The sequence below is a fragment of the Actinomadura decatromicini genome, assembly GCF_008121305.1.
Classification (GTDB): Bacteria; Actinomycetota; Actinomycetes; order Streptosporangiales; family Streptosporangiaceae; genus Spirillospora; species Spirillospora syzygii.
The window spans coordinates 197,098-215,952 of the sequence record NZ_VSRQ01000005.1 but is presented as its reverse complement, the minus strand read 5'-3'; the positions used below and the strand labels follow the sequence as shown (position 1 = coordinate 215,952).

16 protein-coding genes are annotated in these 18,855 nt (G+C 73.4%); 1 reads left to right on the top strand and 15 read right to left on the bottom strand.

What is annotated here, in order from left to right:
• Window positions 1–13: 13 nt before the first annotated feature.
• The 12 genes from FXF68_RS44020 to FXF68_RS23635 are packed head-to-tail and all read right to left on the bottom strand — an operon-like array spanning window position 14 to window position 14,245.
• Window positions 14–784: an ATP-binding cassette domain-containing protein gene (locus FXF68_RS44020; protein ID WP_246178907.1), complete on the bottom strand. Its 771-nt coding sequence runs from the start codon at window positions 782–784 to the stop codon at window positions 14–16.
• A gap of 29 nt (window positions 785–813) precedes the next feature.
• A complete protein-coding gene (locus tag FXF68_RS44015) occupies window positions 814–1,653 on the bottom strand; it encodes an ABC transporter ATP-binding protein (protein WP_148762762.1) in 840 nt (279 codons plus the stop codon).
• Entirely contained in the window at window positions 1,650–2,540 is an 891-nt protein-coding gene (locus tag FXF68_RS23680) for an ABC transporter permease (protein ID WP_148762760.1), read from the bottom strand. The genes FXF68_RS44015 and FXF68_RS23680 overlap by 4 nt, the downstream gene beginning before the upstream one ends.
• Complete coding sequence (locus tag FXF68_RS23675) at window positions 2,537–3,616, bottom strand: ABC transporter permease (RefSeq protein WP_148762758.1); 1,080 nt, start codon at window positions 3,614–3,616, stop codon at window positions 2,537–2,539. The genes FXF68_RS23680 and FXF68_RS23675 overlap by 4 nt, the downstream gene beginning before the upstream one ends.
• Window positions 3,617–3,633: 17 nt before the next feature.
• Window positions 3,634–5,232 (bottom strand): ABC transporter substrate-binding protein, encoded by a 1,599-nt coding sequence (locus FXF68_RS23670; protein WP_148762757.1) that lies wholly within the window; start codon window positions 5,230–5,232, stop codon window positions 3,634–3,636.
• 40 nt (window positions 5,233–5,272) lie between these two features.
• Entirely contained in the window at window positions 5,273–7,018 is a 1,746-nt protein-coding gene (locus tag FXF68_RS23665) for a hydantoinase B/oxoprolinase family protein (RefSeq protein WP_148762755.1), read from the bottom strand.
• An 11-nt stretch (window positions 7,019–7,029) separates the two neighbouring features.
• The gene (locus FXF68_RS23660; protein WP_148762753.1) at window positions 7,030–9,084 is read right to left on the bottom strand and encodes a hydantoinase/oxoprolinase family protein; all 2,055 of its coding nucleotides are present in this window, start codon (window positions 9,082–9,084) and stop codon (window positions 7,030–7,032) included.
• Window positions 9,081–10,370, bottom strand: coding sequence for an amidohydrolase family protein (locus FXF68_RS23655; protein WP_187438072.1), 1,290 nt, complete (start codon window positions 10,368–10,370; stop codon window positions 9,081–9,083). The genes FXF68_RS23660 and FXF68_RS23655 overlap by 4 nt, the downstream gene beginning before the upstream one ends.
• 38 nt (window positions 10,371–10,408) lie before the next feature.
• Window positions 10,409–11,590, bottom strand: coding sequence for an NAD(P)/FAD-dependent oxidoreductase (locus FXF68_RS23650; protein WP_222870057.1), 1,182 nt, complete (start codon window positions 11,588–11,590; stop codon window positions 10,409–10,411).
• Window positions 11,587–13,008: an FAD-dependent oxidoreductase gene (locus FXF68_RS23645; protein ID WP_187438071.1), complete on the bottom strand. Its 1,422-nt coding sequence runs from the start codon at window positions 13,006–13,008 to the stop codon at window positions 11,587–11,589. The genes FXF68_RS23650 and FXF68_RS23645 overlap by 4 nt, the downstream gene beginning before the upstream one ends.
• A complete protein-coding gene (locus FXF68_RS23640; protein ID WP_148762747.1) occupies window positions 13,005–13,292 on the bottom strand; it encodes a (2Fe-2S)-binding protein in 288 nt (95 codons plus the stop codon). The genes FXF68_RS23645 and FXF68_RS23640 overlap by 4 nt, the downstream gene beginning before the upstream one ends.
• The gene (locus tag FXF68_RS23635) at window positions 13,289–14,245 is read right to left on the bottom strand and encodes a dihydrodipicolinate synthase family protein (protein WP_222870056.1); all 957 of its coding nucleotides are present in this window, start codon (window positions 14,243–14,245) and stop codon (window positions 13,289–13,291) included. The genes FXF68_RS23640 and FXF68_RS23635 overlap by 4 nt, the downstream gene beginning before the upstream one ends.
• 196 nt (window positions 14,246–14,441) lie before the next feature.
• Between FXF68_RS23635 and FXF68_RS23630 the strand changes: the two genes are divergently transcribed.
• Entirely contained in the window at window positions 14,442–15,506 is a 1,065-nt protein-coding gene (locus FXF68_RS23630; RefSeq protein ID WP_148762745.1) for a LacI family DNA-binding transcriptional regulator, read from the top strand.
• Window positions 15,507–15,581: 75 nt separating this feature from the next.
• Here FXF68_RS23630 and FXF68_RS23625 read toward each other — a convergent pair whose 3' ends face one another.
• From FXF68_RS23625 to FXF68_RS23615, 3 genes are all read right to left on the bottom strand, one after another.
• Entirely contained in the window at window positions 15,582–16,496 is a 915-nt protein-coding gene (locus FXF68_RS23625; protein ID WP_246178940.1) for a LysR family transcriptional regulator, read from the bottom strand.
• 2 nt (window positions 16,497–16,498) lie between these two features.
• Entirely contained in the window at window positions 16,499–17,422 is a 924-nt protein-coding gene (locus tag FXF68_RS23620) for a LysR family transcriptional regulator (protein ID WP_148762742.1), read from the bottom strand.
• Between the two features lie 142 nt (window positions 17,423–17,564).
• On the bottom strand, window positions 17,565–18,764 hold the full coding sequence (locus FXF68_RS23615) for a S8 family peptidase (protein WP_187438070.1): 1,200 nt from the start codon (window positions 18,762–18,764) through the stop codon (window positions 17,565–17,567).
• Window positions 18,765–18,855 lie beyond the last annotated feature (91 nt).

Here is an 18,855-nt window from a genome sequence, read left to right as displayed (position 1 = left end):
GTGCCTTTCCTCGTCAGACCGCTTGCCGGGCGCGTTCGGCCGCCGGGTCGGGGACCGGGACGGCGTCCAGCAGCGAGCGCGTGTAGGGGTGGGTGGGCCGCCGGTAGATCTCTCCGCAAGGACCGATCTCGACCAGCGAGCCCTGGTCGAGCACCGCGACCCGGTCGCACAGGTAGTGCACGACGGCGAGGTCGTGCGCGATGAACAGGATGGACAGGTCGAGCCGTTCGCGCAGGTCGCGGAAGAGGTTGAGCACCTGCGCCTGGACGGACACGTCCAGCGACGACACCACCTCGTCGCAGATCAGCACCTTCGGCTCGACGGCGAGGGCGCGGGCGATGGCGATGCGCTGCCGCTGGCCGCCGGAGAACGAGCGCGGGTGCCGGTCCGCGTCGGCGGCCGACAGCCCGACCGTCTCCAGCAGGGCGGCGGCACGGTCGCGGCGCTTGCGGCGGTCCGGCTCGATGCCGTGGACGAGCAGGCCCTCCTCGATCAGCGCGCCCGCCGTCATCCGCGGGTTCAGCGACGAGTACGGGTCCTGGAAGACCATCTGCATGTCGCGGCGGAGGGTGCGCAGCTCGCGCCGCGACGCGCCGAGGACGTCCCGTCCGCCGAGCTTGATCTCGCCGGAGTCGGGCTTGGTCAGCCGGGCGACGCAGCGCGCGACCGTCGACTTCCCGGAGCCCGACTCGCCGACCAGCCCGAGCACCTCGCCGGGCGCCAGGTCGAACGAGACGCCCTTCACGACGGGCCGTCCGCCGAAACTCTTCACGAGATTCCGCACGCTCAAAGCGCTAACCCCAGAGACAGCAGTCATAGGGTCTCCCCTTCCAGTGCCGCCTCGTCGACGGTGCTCAGGCGGCGGGACGGGTCATCGTCTATTCGGGGCACCGAGGCGAGGAGGCCGCGCGTGTACGGATGTTGCGGACGGGCGTAGATGTCGTCCACCACGCCCTGTTCGACGGGCGCGCCGTGGCGCATGACGACGACGCGGTCGGCGAAGCCCGCCACGATCCCCAGGTCGTGGGTGATCAGCAGCACCGACATCGACCGTTCCGCCGCCAGTTCGCGCAGCAGCGTGAGCACCTGGGCCTGGACGCGGACGTCCAGAGCCGTGGTCGGCTCGTCCGCGATCAGCAGCGCGGGCTCGGCGATCACCGCGATGGCGATGACGACGCGCTGCCGCATCCCGCCCGAGAACTGGTGCGGGTAGTCGTCGAAGCGCCGGTCGGCGTCGCGGACGCCGAGGCGGCCGAGCAGGTCGACGCCGCGCCGCCGCGCCTCCTTCTTCTTCACGCCGCGGATGAGGAGCGGCTGCATGATCTGCCAGCCGATCGTCATCACCGGGTTGAGGGAGGCGAGCGGGTCCTGGAAGACGAGCCCGATCCGGGCGCCGCGGACGTCCCGCATCGCCCGCTCGGAAAGCCCGAGCAGGTCCTTGCCGTCCAGAAGAACCCGACCCGACAGCGAGGCGTCGCGGTCAAGCCGCAGCACCGCCCGCGCCGTCACCGACTTGCCCGATCCCGACTCGCCGACCAGTGCGACCTTCTCCCCGGCCGCGACCGACATGGTCACCCCGCCCAGCACCTCCACCGGGCCGTCCGGTCCGGGGAAGGAGGCGTGCAGGTCGTCCAGCTCCAGCAGCGGGGTCATGACCGCCTCCCTCGCAGCGTCGGGTCGTTGCGGACGCGCAGCCAGTCCCCCACGAGGTTGAACGAGACCGCGGTGAGCATGATCGCGAGGCCCGGGAAGACGACGGCCCACCAGCCGTTCGTCAGGTTCCCGGCCGCGCCCGCGATCATCGCGCCCCATTCGGCGGACGGCACCTGCGCGCCGACCCCGACGAACGACAGCCCGGAGATCACGAGCATGACCGCCGACACGTCCAGCGTCGTCTGCACGTAGAGGGTGTCGAGCGAGTTCGGCAGCACGTGCCGGAACACCAGGCGCGGCGTGGACACCCCGAGCGTGCGGGCGGCCTCGACGTACTCGGCGTCCCTGACGTCGCGGACGAGCGTCCGGACGAGCCGCGCGTACCCCGGCCACCAGGTGAGGCACAGCGCGATCACCGCCGAGCGCAGCCCGGGGCCGAGCGCGGCGGCGAGGCCGAGCGCCAGGATGATCGCGGGCAGCGACAGGCCGATGTCGCAGATCCGCATCAGGACCTCGTCGGCGACGCGGCCGCCGAGCGCGGCGAGCGTCCCGACGATCGTGCCGATCAGGGTCGCGACGGCGATCACGATGACGGTCGCGAGCAGCGACACCCGCGCCCCGTACAGGACGCGGCTGAAGATGTCGCGGCCGTTCGCGTCCGTCCCGAACCAGTGGTCGGCGGACGGCGCGTGCAGCGCCTGCCCGAGGTTCACCGAGTACGGGTCGTGCGGCGCGAGCAGCGGGCCGACCAGCGCGATCAGCACCATCAGACCCGCGATCGCCAAGGCGACCCGATCGACGATCGAGGCCCGCCCGGCGGGCGCGAACCGTCGGCGACGAAGCACGGCCGGGCCGCGTTCCACGGTGTCCGCGACGGCGGTCTTCATGTCGCCGCCCCTTCCACGACGCCCGGCTCGACGGGCTCCGCCGCCGGGACGGCGGCCGACGCGCGCGACCCGCCGGGCTGCCGGAGCCTCGGGTTGAGCCAGAGCTGGACGACGTCCACGACGATGTTGGCCAGCACGAACACCACTCCGATCACGAGGACGGTGCCGATCACCGCGTACAGGTCGTTCTGCAGGACGGCGTTGACCGCGTACGCCCCGATCCCCCGCCGTCCGAACACCGACTCGACCAGGACGGTGGAGCCGAGCATCCAGCCGAGCTGCATGCCGAGGATGGTGCTGACCGGGACGAGCGCGTTCCGCAGCCCGTGCCTGATCACCACCCGCCACTCCGACGCCCCGGTCGCGCGGGCGAGCGTGATGTAGTCCGAGTCCAGCACGCTGATCATCGACGACCGGACCGTCCGGGCGACGACCGCGACGAACGCCGCCGCGAGCGTCACCGCGGGCAGGACCAGGTGCGACACGGCGTCCGAGAACGCCGCCGGGTCGCCGCTGAGCAGGGCGTCCACCGAGGTCATGCCGGTGATGGACGGCACCTCCCGGCCGAACCCGAGCTGCCCGGTGAGCGGCAGCGCGCCGAGCCGGTCGGCGAACACGAGCTGGAGCATCAGCCCCAGCCAGAACACCGGGACACCCGCGCCGAACAGCACGATCAGCCGCGCGGCGACGTCGGCGGCGCGCCCCCGCCGGTAGGCGGCGTACACGCCGAGCGGCACCGCGACCGCCACGTTGATCAACATCGCGGCGAGCACCAGCTCCAGCGACGACGGCAGCGCGTCGCCGATGTCGCTCAGCACCGGACGCTGGGTGAACACCGATGTGCCGAGGTCGCCGTGCAGGAGGTTCCCGAGGTACGCCGGGAACTGCTCCCACACGGGCTTGTCGAGGCCGAGCCGCGCGGAGACCGCGGCGACCTGCTCGGCGGTCGCGTTGCGTCCCGCCGCGGCCCGCGCCGGGTCCCCGGGCAGCACCTGGGACATCAGGAACGTGACGACGCCCAGGCCGAACAGCACGACGACGCTGGTGACGAGCCGTCTGAGCAGGAAACGCGCCATTGCCGTGCCTCCCCTCGTCAGCCGACCTTGACGCCGTAGACGTCGACGGTCTGGTGGTGGGACGGCTGGTAGGCGTAGCCCTCCACGCCCTTGCGCAGGACGGTCACGTACTGCGGGTTGGACATGTTGACCGACGCGACGTCACCGGCGATGAGCGTCTGCGCCTGCTTGTACAGGCCGCACCGCTCGTTCTCGTCGGTGACCGTCTGGGCCTTCTCGACCAGCTCGTCGACCTTCGGGTTGTCGTAGCCGCCGTTGTTCTGCCCGTTGTTGATGAACCGGGAGTCGAACAGCTGGTACAGCACCGAGTCCGGGTCGGGGTTCGGCGGGAAGGCGTAGATCATGCCGAGGTCCGGCGTGGTCTTGTTCGTCTTCAGCCGCTGCACGTACTCGGGGTAGGTGATGGCCTCCAGCTTCAGCTTCACGCCGATCTTCGCCAGGTCGGACTGGAACAGCGTCGCCGCCTGCTCCATCTCGGCCGTCGCCTTCAGGTACGTCATCGTCAGCGAGACGTTCGACAGGCCCGCCGACTGGAGCGCGCTCTTCGCCTTCGCCACGTCGTAGCCGGGCTGCGGCGTCGCGGCGTCGAAGCACTGCATGGTGGACGGCACCACGCCGACCGCCTTCTTCCCGGCCCCCTTGAGGATGGACGAGATGTGCTGGTCGTACTGGTACGCGGACGCGATCGCCTCGCGCAGCGCCTTGTTCTCGACCTGCGAGCCCTTCATCTTGAAGAACACGTAGAGCTGGACGTTCGTGTCCGCCTTGTCGACCTTGTAGCCGCCGTTGCCCTCGAAGGACGCCCAGTCGTTGGGGTCGATGTCCATCGCGATGTCGATGTCACCGGCGAGCAGGGCGCTCTTCTGCGTCGCGGCCTGCGGCAGGTACCGGAAGACGACGTTCTTCGCCTGCCCGTTGAAGCCGCCCCAGTACTTGCCGTACTGCGCGTACTTCGCCTCCTGGTTGGCCGTGTATCCGGTCAGCTTGTACGGGCCGGAGCCCGCGTCCGCCGTGGCGAGCCACTTCTGCCCGTCGTCGCTGCCCTTGTGCGACTCGACCAGCTTCGAGTTCAGGATGTAGACGCGGGTCAGCGCGGCGACCATCGGCGCGTAGGACCGGCTCATCGTGATCGTGAGGTGCGTATCGTCGAGCACCTTCGACGACTCGTAGGTGCTGATGAGGGACGCGACGCCCACCTTCAGCTTCTTGATCCGGTCCAGGCTGTACTGGACGTCCGCGGCGGTGAGCTTCGCGCCGTCGTGGAAGGTGACGTCGCCGCGCAGCGTCAGGTCGATGGACTTGCCGTCGGCGGCCACCTTCCACTCCGTCGCGACGCTGGGCTCGATCTTGTTGCCCGCGCCGTACTTGACGAGCGTGTCGTAGGCGGGGCGGACGACCTCGTCCACCGTGGAGTTGTCGGCCTGGGCCGGGTCGAAGGTCGCGGGCGGCTCGTTCTCGGCGACGATGAGCGTCTGCGCGCGCTCGCCGGAGCCTCCGCCGCTCGATCCGCCGCAGGCCGCGGCGGCGATCGCCGCCGCCGCGAGCACGGCGGTCAGCCGGGCCGGCCGTGGGCCGGGGAACCACCTGGTCCTCTTGGCCGATGTGTCGTGGAGCACGGTCGTCTCCTAATCGTGGACGTGTCCGGGGGCGGACGGGTCAGGTGTCGTGCCGTTCGGCGCCGTCGCGGACGCGGCGGCGCTCGGCCCTGGCGGGGGTCTCGGTGTGGGAGCCGTCGGGGGCGACGACCAGGCCGTAGTCGCGTTCGGCGGCCGCGGCGGTGACGTAGCCGTCGAGGACGTCGGCGACGACGGCGGCCGGGTCGCGGTCCAGCGGGTCGCCGAAGCCGCCGCCGCCGGCGGTGCGGTTGACGAACCGGTCGCCCGCCCGCATCGCGGCCCGGTACATGCCGACGCGCTTCTCGCGGTCGGTGCCGGGCCACAGCGTCATGCCGCTGGGCTCGGGCTCGTGGCCGCCCTCCAGCGCCCACGGCCTGGTCTTGCTCTTCTTCTTCATCGACAGGACCTCGCCGTCCGCGAGGTAGCGGACCTCGCGCAGGACGCCGACGCCGCCGCGGAACGTCCCGGCCCCGCCGGAGTCCGGGATCAGTTCGAGGCGCTCGTGGAACACGGTCGACTTGTGCTCCAGCACCTCGATCGGCGTGTTCCGGACGACGCTCTGCGACGGGTGCTGCTGCGCGTTCGCGCCGTCCCGGTCGCGCCGCGCGCCCCAGCCGATGCCCTCGTTGTTGCTGATGACGAAGTCCTCGCCGGTGCGCGGGTCGTGGCCGAGCGCCATGAAGCCGGGCTCGTCGCCGCCGGACGACGCCGGGATCGAGTCGAGCACCCCGGCGAGCGCCTTGTGGATCAGCTCGAACGCGACGATGCCGCTCCACTGCGTGAACGTCGCCACCGGGTACTGCGCGTGGAAGAAGTTGCCCGGGTCGGCCGTCACGGTGAGGGCCCGGTAGTGGCCCGCGTTGGACGGCTCGTCCGGCGTCGTCAGCTCCTTGAACGTCGACTTGGCGAGGCTCTCCGTCGCGCCGATCGGCAGGTTCACCGGGCCGAGGACGGCGCCGTCGGAGCCGTTGAAGTCGACCTCCATCCGGTCGCCGTCGATCGTGACCTTGACCTCCATGCGGATCAGGTCGTCGGTGATGCCGTCGTCGTCGCAGTAGTCGGCGGCCGTCCAGGTGCCGTCCGGGAGGGCGGCGACGGCCTTGCGGGCGACGCGCTCGCCGTGCTCGATGATCTGCTTGACGGCCTGGTCGACGGTCTCGCCGCCGAACTTCTCCCACACCTGCGCGAGCCGGTTCTCCCCGGTGCGGAGCGCGGCGAGCTGCGCGTGGAAGTCGCCGATCGTCAGGTCGGGCAGGCGCGAGTTGAAGCGGATCAGCTCGACGATGTCCCGGACGACCTCGCCCTTGTGGACGATCCGCGTGCCCGGGAAGATCAGCCCTTCCTGGTGCATGTCGGTCGAGTCGAGGACGTATCCGGGCGCCTTCGCGCCGAGGTCCATCCAGTGCGCCCGGACGGCCAGGTACGCGGACGGGGCGTCGCCGCCGTCCCGGAACACCGGGGCGAACAGCATCGCGTCGTAGGAGTGCGCGCCGGACCAGTACGGGTAGTTGAGCAGGTAGACGTCGCCCGGCGCGAGGTTCTCCTTGCCCACGTACTCGACGCCCTTGACGATCGCGTGGTCGTTCGCGCCGAGGAACGAGGTGATCCCGGCGGCCTCCGCCATCAGTTCGAGGTCGCCGTCGTAGATCGAGATGCCGAAGTCCAGCACCTCGTAGATCACCGGGTTGAACGCGGCGCGGACGAGCGTCCGGCGCATCTGCTCCCCGACCGACACCAGGTAGTTGCGGATCACCTCGACGGTCGCGCCGTCCAGTTCGGCGGGCATTCGGTCTCCTGTCACTGGTCCGCCTCCGGGCTGCTCACCAGCAGGTGGCCGTGGACGTCCACGGCGAGGCGCTGGTCACTGAAGATCACCGTCGTGGAGGTGCCCTCCTCGACGATCGCGGGGCCCGGCAGCGTGTGGCCGGGCGCGAGCGTCGACCGCTCGTACACCGGGAACGGCACGGTCTCCCCGGCGGCGAAGTCGAACGCGGGACGCGAGCCGACCGGCTCCGGCGTCCCCTCCCCGGTGCCGTCGAGACGGCGCAGGCCCGGCTTCGGCAGGACGCCGACCGCCCGCACCCGCAGGGTGAGGATCTGGCCGCCGTCCGGCATCGCGTGCCCGTACCGGGCGCGGTGCTGCTCGTGGAACCGCTCCAGGATCGCGGCCGCGTCGTCGCCGTCCCGGAGGTCTATGCCGAGCGTGTGCTCCTGGCCGTGGTAGCGGACGTCGAGACGGCGGATGAGCGTCCGGTCCTCGGGCTTCACGCCCTGGACGGACAGCACCTCCTCGCCCTGCGACTCCAAGTCGGCGAACGACGGCTCCAACTCGGCGAGCGTCGCGTCGCTGAGCGGCTTGAGGACGGTCGTCGCGAACTCGTACTCCAGGTCCGACATGAGCATGCCGAACGCGGAGAACGCGGCCGGGACCTGCGGGACGACCGTCTCCGTCACGCCCATCTCGCGGGCCAGCATCGGGCCGAGCAGCGGCCCGGCCCCGCCGAACGCGAGCAGCGCGAACTCGCGCGGGTCGAGCGCCCGCTCGACGGTGATCTCGCGGAGCGCGCCGACCGTCCGGGCCAGCAGGACGCGGAACACGCTCGCCGCCGCGTGCGTCGCGTCGACGCCGAGCGGGCCGCCGAGCTTCTCCTCGACGGCGGCGCGGGCCGCGTCCGCGTCGATGGTCATGTCGCCGCCGAGGAACGCGGCCGGGTCGAGGTAGCCGAGGACGAGCGCCGCGTCCGTCACGGTCGGCTCGGTGCCGCCCGCGCCGTAGGCGACCGGGCCCGGGACGGCGCCCGCGCTGCGCGGGCCGACCTTGAGCAGGCCCTCGTCCACCCAGGCGATGGAGCCGCCGCCCGCGCCGACCGTCCGGATGTCGAAGATCGGGATGAGCAGCGGGAAGCCGTCGATCCCGGCCTCGTGCACCTCGCCGGGCGAGCCGTCCTCGATCACGCAGCAGTCCACGCTGGTGCCGCCGACGTCGAACGAGATCAGCTTGTCCCGGCCCAGCTCGCGGGCCAGGAACGAGGCGCCGACCACGCCGCCCGCCGGGCCGGACAGCACGGTCATCAGCGGGGCGCGGCGGGCCAGGTCGGCGGTCATCGCGCCGCCGCCCGACCGCATGATGTGCAGCGGGCGGGTCAGCCCGGCGGCGGAGAGGCGTCCCTCCAGCGCGCCGATGTAGTCGCTGAGCACCGGCCGGATGTAGGCGTCCAGCGTGACGGTGCTGGTCCGCTCGTACTCGCGGTACTCGCGGCTGATGTCGGTGGACGTCGAGATCGACACGTCCGGGTAGGCGTCCCGCAGGATCTGCGCGGCGCGCCGCTCGTGCGCGGGCTCGGCGTAGGAGTGCAGGAAGCAGATCGCGAGCGAGCGCAGCCCCTGCTCCTCGACGAGCAGGCGGCCCGCCTCGCGGACGGCGTCCTCGTCGAGCGGCTCGACCTCGTAGCCCTGCGCGTCGATCCGGCCGGGCACGCCCGTCCGGTGGCGGCGCGGGACGAGCGGCGGCGGCGGCGCGTACGCGAAGTCGTACATGTACTGGCCGGGGACGTTCGCGCGGGCGATCTCCAGCAGGTCGCGGAACCCGGCGTTGGTGATGATCCCGACGTCCGCGCCGCGCCGCTGGAGGATCGCGTTCAGGCCGAGCGTGGTGCCGTGCACGAACGCCTCGACGCCGTCCAGCCGGTCCGCGAGGCCGCCGACCGCGTCGAGCACGCCGCGCGCCGGGGCGTCCGGGGTGGTCGGGGCCTTGTGCAGGCGCAGCTCGCCGGTGGCCTCGTCGTAGGCGATCGCGTCGACGAACGTGCCGCCGATGTCGACCGCCAGCCGGGTGCGGGACGAGGGGCTCACGGGGTTCCTCCCAGGGTGCCGGGGACGGGCAGGTCGTTCCGGACGACCCGCCCGGCCTGCATGACGAACGGGATGCGGCGCAGCGCGGACAGGTCCGACAGCGGGTCCCGGTCGGTCACGACCAGGTCCGCGAGCAGGCCCTCCTCGACCGCGCCCGCCTCGCCGCCGAGTCCGACGAGCCGGGCCGCGTCGCTGGTGCCCGCGCGCAGCGCCTGCGCGGGGTCGAGCCCCGCGTCGGTGAGGAACTCCATCTCGCGGACGGCGACGACGGTGTCCTCGATGGGCTCGCCCGGCGGGTAGTCGGTCCCGGCGAGCATCGTGATGCCGGGCCGCTCCGGGTCGAGCGGGTCGGCGATCCCGGCGGCGACCGCGCGGCGGATGCTCGCGAGGTGGCCGGGCCCGACCTGCGTCGCGCGCTCGATCTGCCACTCGCTGAACGAGTGCCCGGCCATCCAGTCGGGGCAGCGGGTGACGCACAGCGTCGGGGTGAGGAAGACGCGGCGGTCCGCCATCTCCTTCGCGGTCGCCTCGTCCAGCTCGTAGGCGTGCTCGTAGCCGCGGACCCCGGCGGCGAGCGCCTCCCGGATCGCCGACCCGGACCCGGCGTGCGCCGTCACGTACGTGCCGTGCTCCTGCGCGGCGCGGACGACGGCGCGCATCTCGTCCAGGGTCATCTGCGAGCCGGTGAACGACTCGCCCTCGTGCGCGATGCCGCCCGTGATGAACACCTTGATCAGGTCGGCTCCGGCGGCCAGCTCCTCGCGGGCCGCGCGCAGGAAGCCGTCGTGGCCGTCGGCGTAGGAGCAGGCGGAGCCGTGGCCGTGGCCGCCGGTCGTGGAGACCGCGCGGCCCGCGCCGATGATGCGCGGCGCGTCCACCCAGCCCTGCGCGACGCTCTCCTTGATGAGGAGGTCCGCGCGGTTCTGCTCGTGGACGCAGCGGATCGTCGTGACGCCCGCGTGCAGCGCGTCCTGCGCCCGCGACAGCGCCCGCAGCGCGGTCAGCCCCGGGTTCTCGCCCTCGTCGGTCGCGGAGAACGGGTACGTCACCGACAGGTGCGTGTGCACCGAGATCAGGCCGGGCAGCAGGTACCGGCCGCCGAGGTCGATCCGGCGGGCGCCGGGCTCCGGCGCGGCCGTCGTGATCTCCTCGATCCGGCCGCCGGACACCGCGACGTTCGCGTTCCGGCGGACCGTGCCGCGCAGGACGTCCACGACGTGCCCGCCGGTCAGCCAGACCGTCCCGTCCTCCGCCACGGGCCGCCGCCCGCTCGTCGATGTCGACACCGAACTCTCCTCTCTCATCAAGCTCGCTTCCGCTCCGGTCATCGGGCCTGCTCCTGGGCCTGCTCATACGGAACCGGGGTGATCAGCCGGTCGGGGCCGAGGTCGTGGACGTCCACCGGGGGCGCCGTCCCCTCGGCGAGGCAGCGCAGGGTCTCGCCCCACAGCGGGGCGAACGTGAAGGCGTAGGTCCCGCCCGCGACGAGGAAGCCGGGCGCGCCCGGCACCTCCCCGATCACCGGCATCTCGTCCGGGGTGGCGGCGAGCGGGCCCGCCCAGGCGCGCAACAGCCGCAACTCGCGGACGAACGGCAGCACCCGCGCGGCCTGCGCCATGTTGCCGAGGACGCTCGCCGCGCTGATCGGGCTGCGCCCGTCCGGGTCGAAGCGCCGCGCGGGCCAGCCTCCGCCGACCAGGAGGTTCCCGGCCGTGACCTGCTTGACCGACAGGCCCTCGCCGATGTGCTGGACGAGGTGCCGCAGCGTCTCCGGCAGCCGGACGGTCACGTGCATCTGGATCGCGACGGGCGTCATCGCCAGCCGGATCCCGGCCAGCGCGGCGATCTCGCCGAGCCAGGGACCGGCGACGTCCAGCACGCGGGGCGTCTCGATCGGCGCGTCGGTCCCGGCGGTGACGCGCCAGCCGGAGCCGGAACGTTCCACCGCCCGCACCGGGGAGAACGGCCGCACCTCGGCGCCGTGCCGGACGGCCGCGGCGAGGTAGGCGGGCGTGGTCAGCAGCGGGTTCGCGTACCCGTCGAGCGGGCACCAGGTCGCGGCCGTGACGGTCGGGCCGAGCAGCGGCAGCGCCGCGCGGGCGCCGTCGCCGTCGAGCACCTCGGTGGCGATCCCGGCCCGCTCCTCCCAGGCGTGCTTGGCGATCAGCTCGGCGCGCTGTTCGGGTGTTTCGGCGATGGTGAAGCCGCCGCTGCGGCGCAGCTCGACCGAGGCGTCCAGTTCCGCCTCGACCTTCTCCCAGCGGTCGCTCGCGGCGCGCTGCAACGGCAGGAACCGGGCGCTGTCCAGCGGGACCTCCTGGCCGGGCCGCCGCGTGTGGACGGCCTGGACGTGCAGGTTGCCCGCCGTCGTCCCGGATCCCTCGCGGCCGGGCGCGCCCCGGTCGAGGACGATCACCCGGTGTCCGGCCCTGGCGAGGTGGAACGCCGCCGACGCGCCGAGCACGCCCGCGCCGATCACCACGGCGTCCGCGGTGCGCGCGCTCACGCGGCGTCCCCCTCGGGCTCCTGCTCGCCGAGCGCGAGCAGCGTCTCCACCGGCACGGGACGGACGGGCTGCCGCGCCGGGAACACCGGCTCGCCCCGCTCCCCGTCGCGCGCCGCGCGGACGAGGCCGGCGACCGCGAAACCGCAGAAACGTCCTTGGCAGGGCCCCATCCCGGCGCGCGACCAGGACTTGGTGGCGTTCAGGTCGCCGCCCGCCCGGTCGACGGCGGCGGCGCGCACGTCGGACGCGGTCACGGCCTCGCAGCGGCACACGACGGTCTCGTCCGGCAGGGCGCTGACGAGAGCGTCCTGCAACGCGGCGGGGCTCGGGTAGAGCGCCTCGCTGAGCGCGGTGAAGCGGCCGAGCGCGCGGGTCCGCGCGGCGAGCCGGACGATCTCCCGCCGGTCGCCGCCGCCGCGCGCCGCGAGGATGTGCGCGGCGGTCAGCCGTCCGCGCGCCCGCGCCAGGTGGACGCCGCCGATCCCGGCCGCCTCGCCCACGACGTACACGCCGGGACGGCTCGTCCGGCCGAAGGGGTCGGTGACGGGCGCGGCGTCGCCGGTCGCGGCGTCCGCGCGGATCTCGCAGCCGAGCAGCCGGGCCAGCTCCGTCTGCGGGCGGAACCCGTAGCCGACGCACACCGCGTCCACGGCGAACGTGCCGACCGGGCGCGACGGGTCGGCGGTCGCGGCGAGCGTGACGGCCGAGACGCGGCCGTCGCCGGACGCGCCGGTGACCACCCGTCCCTGCCAGATCGGGACGCGCGCCCGCGCGAGCCGCGCCATGTATCCGGCCAGCTCGCGGAGCCGCGCCGGGTGCCGGAGCGCGGCGGTCGCGCGGAGCGACGGCGTGTAGGGGCGCCCGGCCTCGGCGACGCCGACGACCTCGGCGCCCGCGTCCAGCAGGGAGCACGCGACGGGAAGAAGGAACGGTCCAGACCCGGCGACCAGCACGCGCCGCCCGACCGGCGTTCCGTCGGCGGCGGCGAGGTGCTGGGCGAATCCGGGCGTCGTGACGCCGGGGAGCTGCCAGCCGGGGAACGGGTGCGTCCGCTCGTACGCGCCGGTCGCCACGATGACGTGGCGGGCGCGGAGCCGGACCGCGGCGCCGTCCGGCGCGGTGGCGAACAGGGTGCGGCCGTCGTCGGCGACGCCCCAGACGAGGTGCCCGGTCAGGCAGTCGACGCCGAGTTCCCGGACGCGGGCGATGAGCCGCCCGCCCTCCGGACGGTGGTCGCCGTGCGCGCGCAGCACCGCGGGCGACGGACGGCGGAAGTACTGCCCGCCCAGTTCGGGCTGCTCGTCGGCGATCGCCACGGTGAGCCCGGCGGCGGCCAGCCGGACCGCGGCCGACAGCCCGGCCGGACCGCCGCCGACGACCAGCACGTCACGGGACACCACATCACGGGACACGGTCATGGCCGCGTCCCCGAAGAAGAAGGACCGGTCTCCACCGGCGCGCCGGTCTCGACCGTCATGCCGGGGACGACGCGGGTCAGGCAGGCCCGCACGCCCGGCCGTCCGTCGACCGTGACCTCGCATTCGAAGCACACGCCCATGCCGCAGAACGGGCCGCGCGGCTCGCCGCTCACCGGGTTGTCGCGCAGCCGCCAGCGGCGGGCGGCGACGAACGCGGCGGTGAGGGAGGAACCGGCGGTCGCGTCTACCGGCTCCCCGTCGACGGTGATCCGGGTGACGCTCACGACGACGCCCCGGCGGGCTCCAGCGCGGCGCGCAGGCCGGACTCCTCCAGCGCGGCGCGGATGCCGTCGAGCGCCGCGCCGGTCGCCGGCAGCAGCGGCGGGCGGACGTGCCCGCCCGGCTGCCCGAGCTCCGCCATCGCGGCCTTGAGCTGCGGGATCGGCGAGGCGAACACGCCGCTGTAGTCGGGCCTGATGAGCCGGGACGACAGCGCGGCGTAGCGGTCGACGAAGGCGCGGGCGGCCTCCTCGTCGCGGCGCGCCACGGCCTCGTAGAAGGGGACGGCGAACGGCGCGCCGAGCCCGCCGCCGTCGATGTTGCCGTCGCCGCCGAGCCCGAGGAGAACGGCGAGCCCGCGGCGGTGCAGGAAGCTGCCGAACACGCGGACGCGGTCCGCGACCGCCTCGACGGTGGCGAGCATCTTCAGCCAGTCGCCGGTGCTGTCCTTGATCGCGGCGACGTTCGGCAGGTCGGCGAGCCGCTCGACCAGGCCGGGGTGGTCGCCGAGGTCGACGGCGACGCCGCGCGGCCAGTTGTAGACCATGAACGGCAGGTCGGTGGCGGAGCTGACCCGCTCGTAGAACGCGAGGATCTCGTCCGGCCCGGGATGGACGTACGGCGGCGGGGTGGCGAGCACGCCACCGGCCCCCGTGGCGGCCGCGTGCTCCGCCAGCCCGATCGCCTCGTCCTGGGTGTAGGCGGTGACGCCGACGACGACCGGGATGCGCCCGGCGACCTCGACGGCGATCTCGGCGACGCGGCGGCGCTCGGCCGGGGTCTGGCTGAACCACTCGCCGGTGCTGCCGTTGACCAGCACGCCGTGCACGCCCTGCCGCAGGTACAGCCGGAGCAGTTCGGCCCAGGCGTCCTCGTCGAGGGCGCCGTCCGCGGTGAACGGCGTGGGCGCCGCGGGCCAGTAGCCGCGCCATGGGACGTCGTCGCGATCCAAGATCATTCCCCGAGTTCGTAGTGCTCATCCCGCTGGGATCGGTTGCACAAGGTTGCGGCACAGCGTAGGCGAGTGTCAAGGGTCACTTCGCCATTTCTACGTGGGACGACGCGGGAACTCGTTGCGCTGAGCACTCACCGCCCGCCGATTGGGTATGGCATGATTGCCCCGACATTGGGATCGATTGCAGAATCGGAGCACGATGAGCGTCACCCTGAAGGACGTGGCGGCCGCGGCCGGCGTGTCCCGCAGCACCGCCTCCCGGGCGCTGAGCGGGTCGTCCCTGATCGCGCCCGAGACCCGCGCCCTCGTCGAGGACGCCGCGCGCCGGCTCGGCTACCAGCCGAACCGCGCCGCGAGCGCGCTCCGGTCCCGGCAGTCGCACCTGATCGGGCTCGTCGTCGGCAACCTCGTGAACGCGTCGTTCCACACGATCGCCGAGGTCGTGCAGCGCCGCGCCGCCGCCGAGGACTACCAGATGATGCTGTCCATCACCGACGCCGACCCGCGCCGCGAGGAGAACATCCTCCGCACGCTCGGCGAGCACGGCGTGGACGGCGTGATCCTCATCGGCACCGGCTCGAACGCCGCCGCGTCCAACGCGCTGCTCGGCTCCGGGACGGCGGTCGTCAACCTCATCCGGGGCGCGGCGGAGAGCGCGGCGCCGACCGTCCTCGCGTCCGACCGGGACGGCGCGCAGGAGGCCACCCGCTACCTGCTCGGCCTCGGGCACCGGCACATCGGCTACATCGGCGGCCCCGCCGACACGAACTCCGGGCAGGAGCGCTTCGCGGGGTACGAGCTGGCGCTGCGCGAGCGCGGCCTGCCGGTGGACGAGCGGCTCGTCGAGCGCGGCCCGTTCGAGCCGTCCTTCGGGTCCGACGCGGCCGAGCGGCTGCTGCGCCGCGCGCCGGAGATCACCGCGCTGTTCGCCGCCAACCACGAGGCCGTGTTCGGTGTGCTGCCCGCGCTCGTCGCGGCGGGCGTCCGCGTCCCGGACGACATCTCGCTCGTCTGCTACGAGGACATCAGCTGGCTCCGCTGGTGGCACCCGCCCGTCACCGTCGTCGACAACGGCGCCCGCGAGCTGGGCGAACTCGCCATGGACCTGCTGCTCCAGCAGCTCGAACGCGGCCGGCGCGGCGTGCCGGGCGCGCGGACGGGCCGCACCTACCGCGTCGGCGCGCAGCTCCTCCAGCGCGACTCGTGCGCGCCGCCCCGCGACCGGGACGGACGGCCGGAGCCCGCCCAGACGGCCGACGCCTAAGCGCCGGTCTCCACGAACGCGGCGTGCAACGTCCGGACGGACGAGCGGCCGGAGCCCGTCCAGACGGGCTGACGCCTAGGCGCCGGTCTCGACCGAGGCGGCGTGCAGCGTCCGGACGGACGACACCAGCCGCGCCCCCGGCTCGTCGCCGAGCGGCCCGTCCGGCAGCCAGGCCAGCAGCAGGACGGCGTTCAGCGGCGTGTCCCGGAGCGGGACGTGCGCCATCCGCGCCTCCTTCACGGTCGGCCAGTAGGTGAACGTGACCGCGCCGAGCGCGTGCCCGAGCGCGACCGCGGCGGACGCGCTGTTCGCGTAGCTCACCCGCGGCCGGATCCCCGCCGCCGCGCACGCGGTGTGGAAGTGCCCGGTCAGCGGCTGGCACTCGGGGTAGGCGAGGACGACGTGCTCGTCGCCGAGGTCCGCGAGCCCGGCCGCCGGACGGTCCGCGAGCCGGTGCGTGTCCGGCACGCACAGGTACGGGTGTTGCGCGGCGATCTCCTCGTGCCGCACCGGCTCCGGCGGGTCCGGGTCCAGTTCGAGGAAGTGGCGGAACAGCGCGACGTCGATCTCGCCGTTGCCGATGAGCTGGACGAGCCGCTGCCCGGACTCGTCCACCAGCAGCGACATGGGCGCGATGCCGAGGTCCTCCACGCAACGGACGAACGACGTCAGCGTCGGCGCGGGCACGGCGCCGAGCCGGACCGGCGACCGCCCGCCGTCCGCGGCGAGGCAGCGGCGGACGTCGGTGAACATGCGGCTCACGGCGGGCAGGACCGTGTCGGCGTGTTCGAGCAGGATCGACCCGGCCGTGGTGAGCGTGATCCCGGACGGCCGCCGGTGCAGCACCGGCAACCCGACCGCGCGCTCCAGCCGTTGCAGCGCACGGCTGACCCCGCTTTGGCTCATCCCCAGTTCCTCGGCCGCGCGGTTGATGCTGCCCGTCTCGGCGACCCGGTGCAGGATGCGCAGTTGCTGGAGTTCGATGTCCATCGTCACCCGCTCGCCGCGCGCGGACCAGCGTCGATCCTGGCCTTGTGCGCCTCCCGCAGCGCGCGGGCGAAATGCGGGACCTGCCGTGCCCAGAGCCCGTCCGGCCGGTACATGAGGCAGTGCCGCGACACCCACGGCAGCCCCGCGATCGGGCGGCGGACCGTGCCCGGCGCGGACGGCCGCCACCCCTGCGTCAGCAGCACGCTCCCGTCATGCCGGACGACGTCCTCGTGCGGCCCGTGCAGCGGCAGATGATGGACGATCTCCGGCGTGAACCCGAACGGGCGGCACACGCGGTGCAGGAAGGCGATGCACCCGTCCGACCCGGAGATCGCGATCCACCGCTCGTCCCGTAACTCGGGGACGGTGACGGCGGGCCGCCTGGCCAGCGGATGGTCACCGCGCAGCAGGATGTGCGGCCGCTCGTCGATGACGTGCTGGACGGCGAGCCCGCCCGGACGGCAGCCCGGCATGACGGTCTGCTCGTTCACCAGCGCCACGTCGATCTCGCCGGCGAGCAGCCAGTCCGTCACCTGGCGAATCGAGTCGCCGACGGTGACCTCGATCGCGGTGCCGGGGAAGCGGCGGCGCAGCTCGTCCAGGAGCAGGTCGGCGAGGCAGCTCGCCGTCCAGCCGAGCCGGATCGTGCCGGTCTGCCGGTCCCGGTGCCGGGCGAGGTCGTCGTGGATGGCGGCGCAGTCGTCGAGGATCGCGGCGGCGTGGTGCAGGACGACGCGGCCGAGCGCGGTCGGGCGGACGCCGCCCGGGTGCCGGTCGAACAGCGAGCCGCCGAACAGGTCCTCCAGCCGCCGCAGCTGGCGGCTCAGCGCGGGCTGCGGCAACTGGAGCTGTTCGGCCGCCCGGTTCAGGCTGCCCGCCGCGGACACGGCGCGCAGGGTTCTGAGGTGATGCAGTTCCAACTGCATGTCCGCTCCCAAGGGGGGATCGGGACGGGCGCAGGGGAGCACGGCGCGGGTCCGGCTCGGGGCTCGCTCTCCGGCCCCACCGGTCGCTTGGTCGCGAGCATTTTGGCACAGATCCCCGGCGCGGTAACGGGACGAAGCGGCCTCAACCGGCCTGGAGGAGCAGGTTCGGCGTGCCCTCGCCCGCGTCCTGGACCTTCTCCTCCGCCGCCTTCTCCCTGAGCGCCTTGTCGAGTTCCTCGGGCTTCGTGTCCGGGTGCGCGGACAGGTACATCGCGGCGACGCCCGCGGCGTGCGCCGCCGCCATCGACGTGCCGCTCGCCTTCGTGTAGGAGACGTCGCGGGTCGCGCTCGCGGTGACGATGCCGTCGCCGGGCGCGAACAGGTGGACGCACGTCCCGTGGTTCGCGGTCGGGAGCCGCCGGTCGGAGCGGTCGGCGGCGGACGCGGTGATCGCGGTCGTCTGCCGTCCGGGAGTGGTCATGCAGCCGTCCGCGCCGTCGTTCCCGGCCGCCGCCGTGTAGGCGAGGCCCTTCTCCGTCATCCCGTAGAGGGCCAGGTCGAGCACCGACTCGGACGGCCCAGAGAAGCTGAGGTTGAGCAGCGCCGGACGCCGCGCGTGCGCGTCCACCCAGTCGACGGCCGTCATGATCTGCTCGCCCGTTCCGGTGCCGTCGCAGCCGAGCGCGCGCACCGACTCGATCCGGACGCCCTTGGCCACGCCCGTGAGCCGTCCGCCGATCGTGGCGGCGACCTGCGTGCCGTGCCCGTTGCAGTCCGTCCCGCTCCGGCCTGGGGAGTTCGCGGGGTCGAGGGCGTCGAAGGCGGCGCGGGCGCGTCCGGCGAACTCGCGGTGGCTCGTCCTGACCCCCGTGTCCAGGACGTACACGCGCACGTTCGCTGCGTCGCCCGGGTACCGGTAGACGCGGTCGAGCGGCAGATCGGGCTGGTCGATGCGGTCGAGCCCCCACGACGGCGGGTTGGTCTGCGTCCCCGCCACGCGGAACGTCTTGTCCGCGGTGATGGACTCGATGCGGTTGTCGGACAGGTACGCCATGTACTCGTCCATGGTGAGGTCGGCGGAGAACCCCTGGATGGCGGAGTAGTACGTGCGTCGCAGCCGCCCGCCGTACTTGCCGGTCATCTCCTTCGCGGTAGCGGTCACCTGGGCCGGATCGGCGGGGACGCCGCGCAACCAGACGATGTAGACCTTGGTGTCGTCCTGCCGGACGGCGGACGGGGACGCCGCCGCCGCACCCGCCTGGACGAGCGGGAGGGCCAGCGAGACGGCGAGGAACGCGGCCGTCCTCCAGCGCTTTCCGTTCATGGCCTTCATGAGGTTCATGGCGTTCTCCTTGGGAGCTTGCGGAGAGTGCCGGGGCTCGTGGGGCGCCGAGCCCCGGCACGGGGTGGGGGTGGGAGCCATCGGGTGCCCG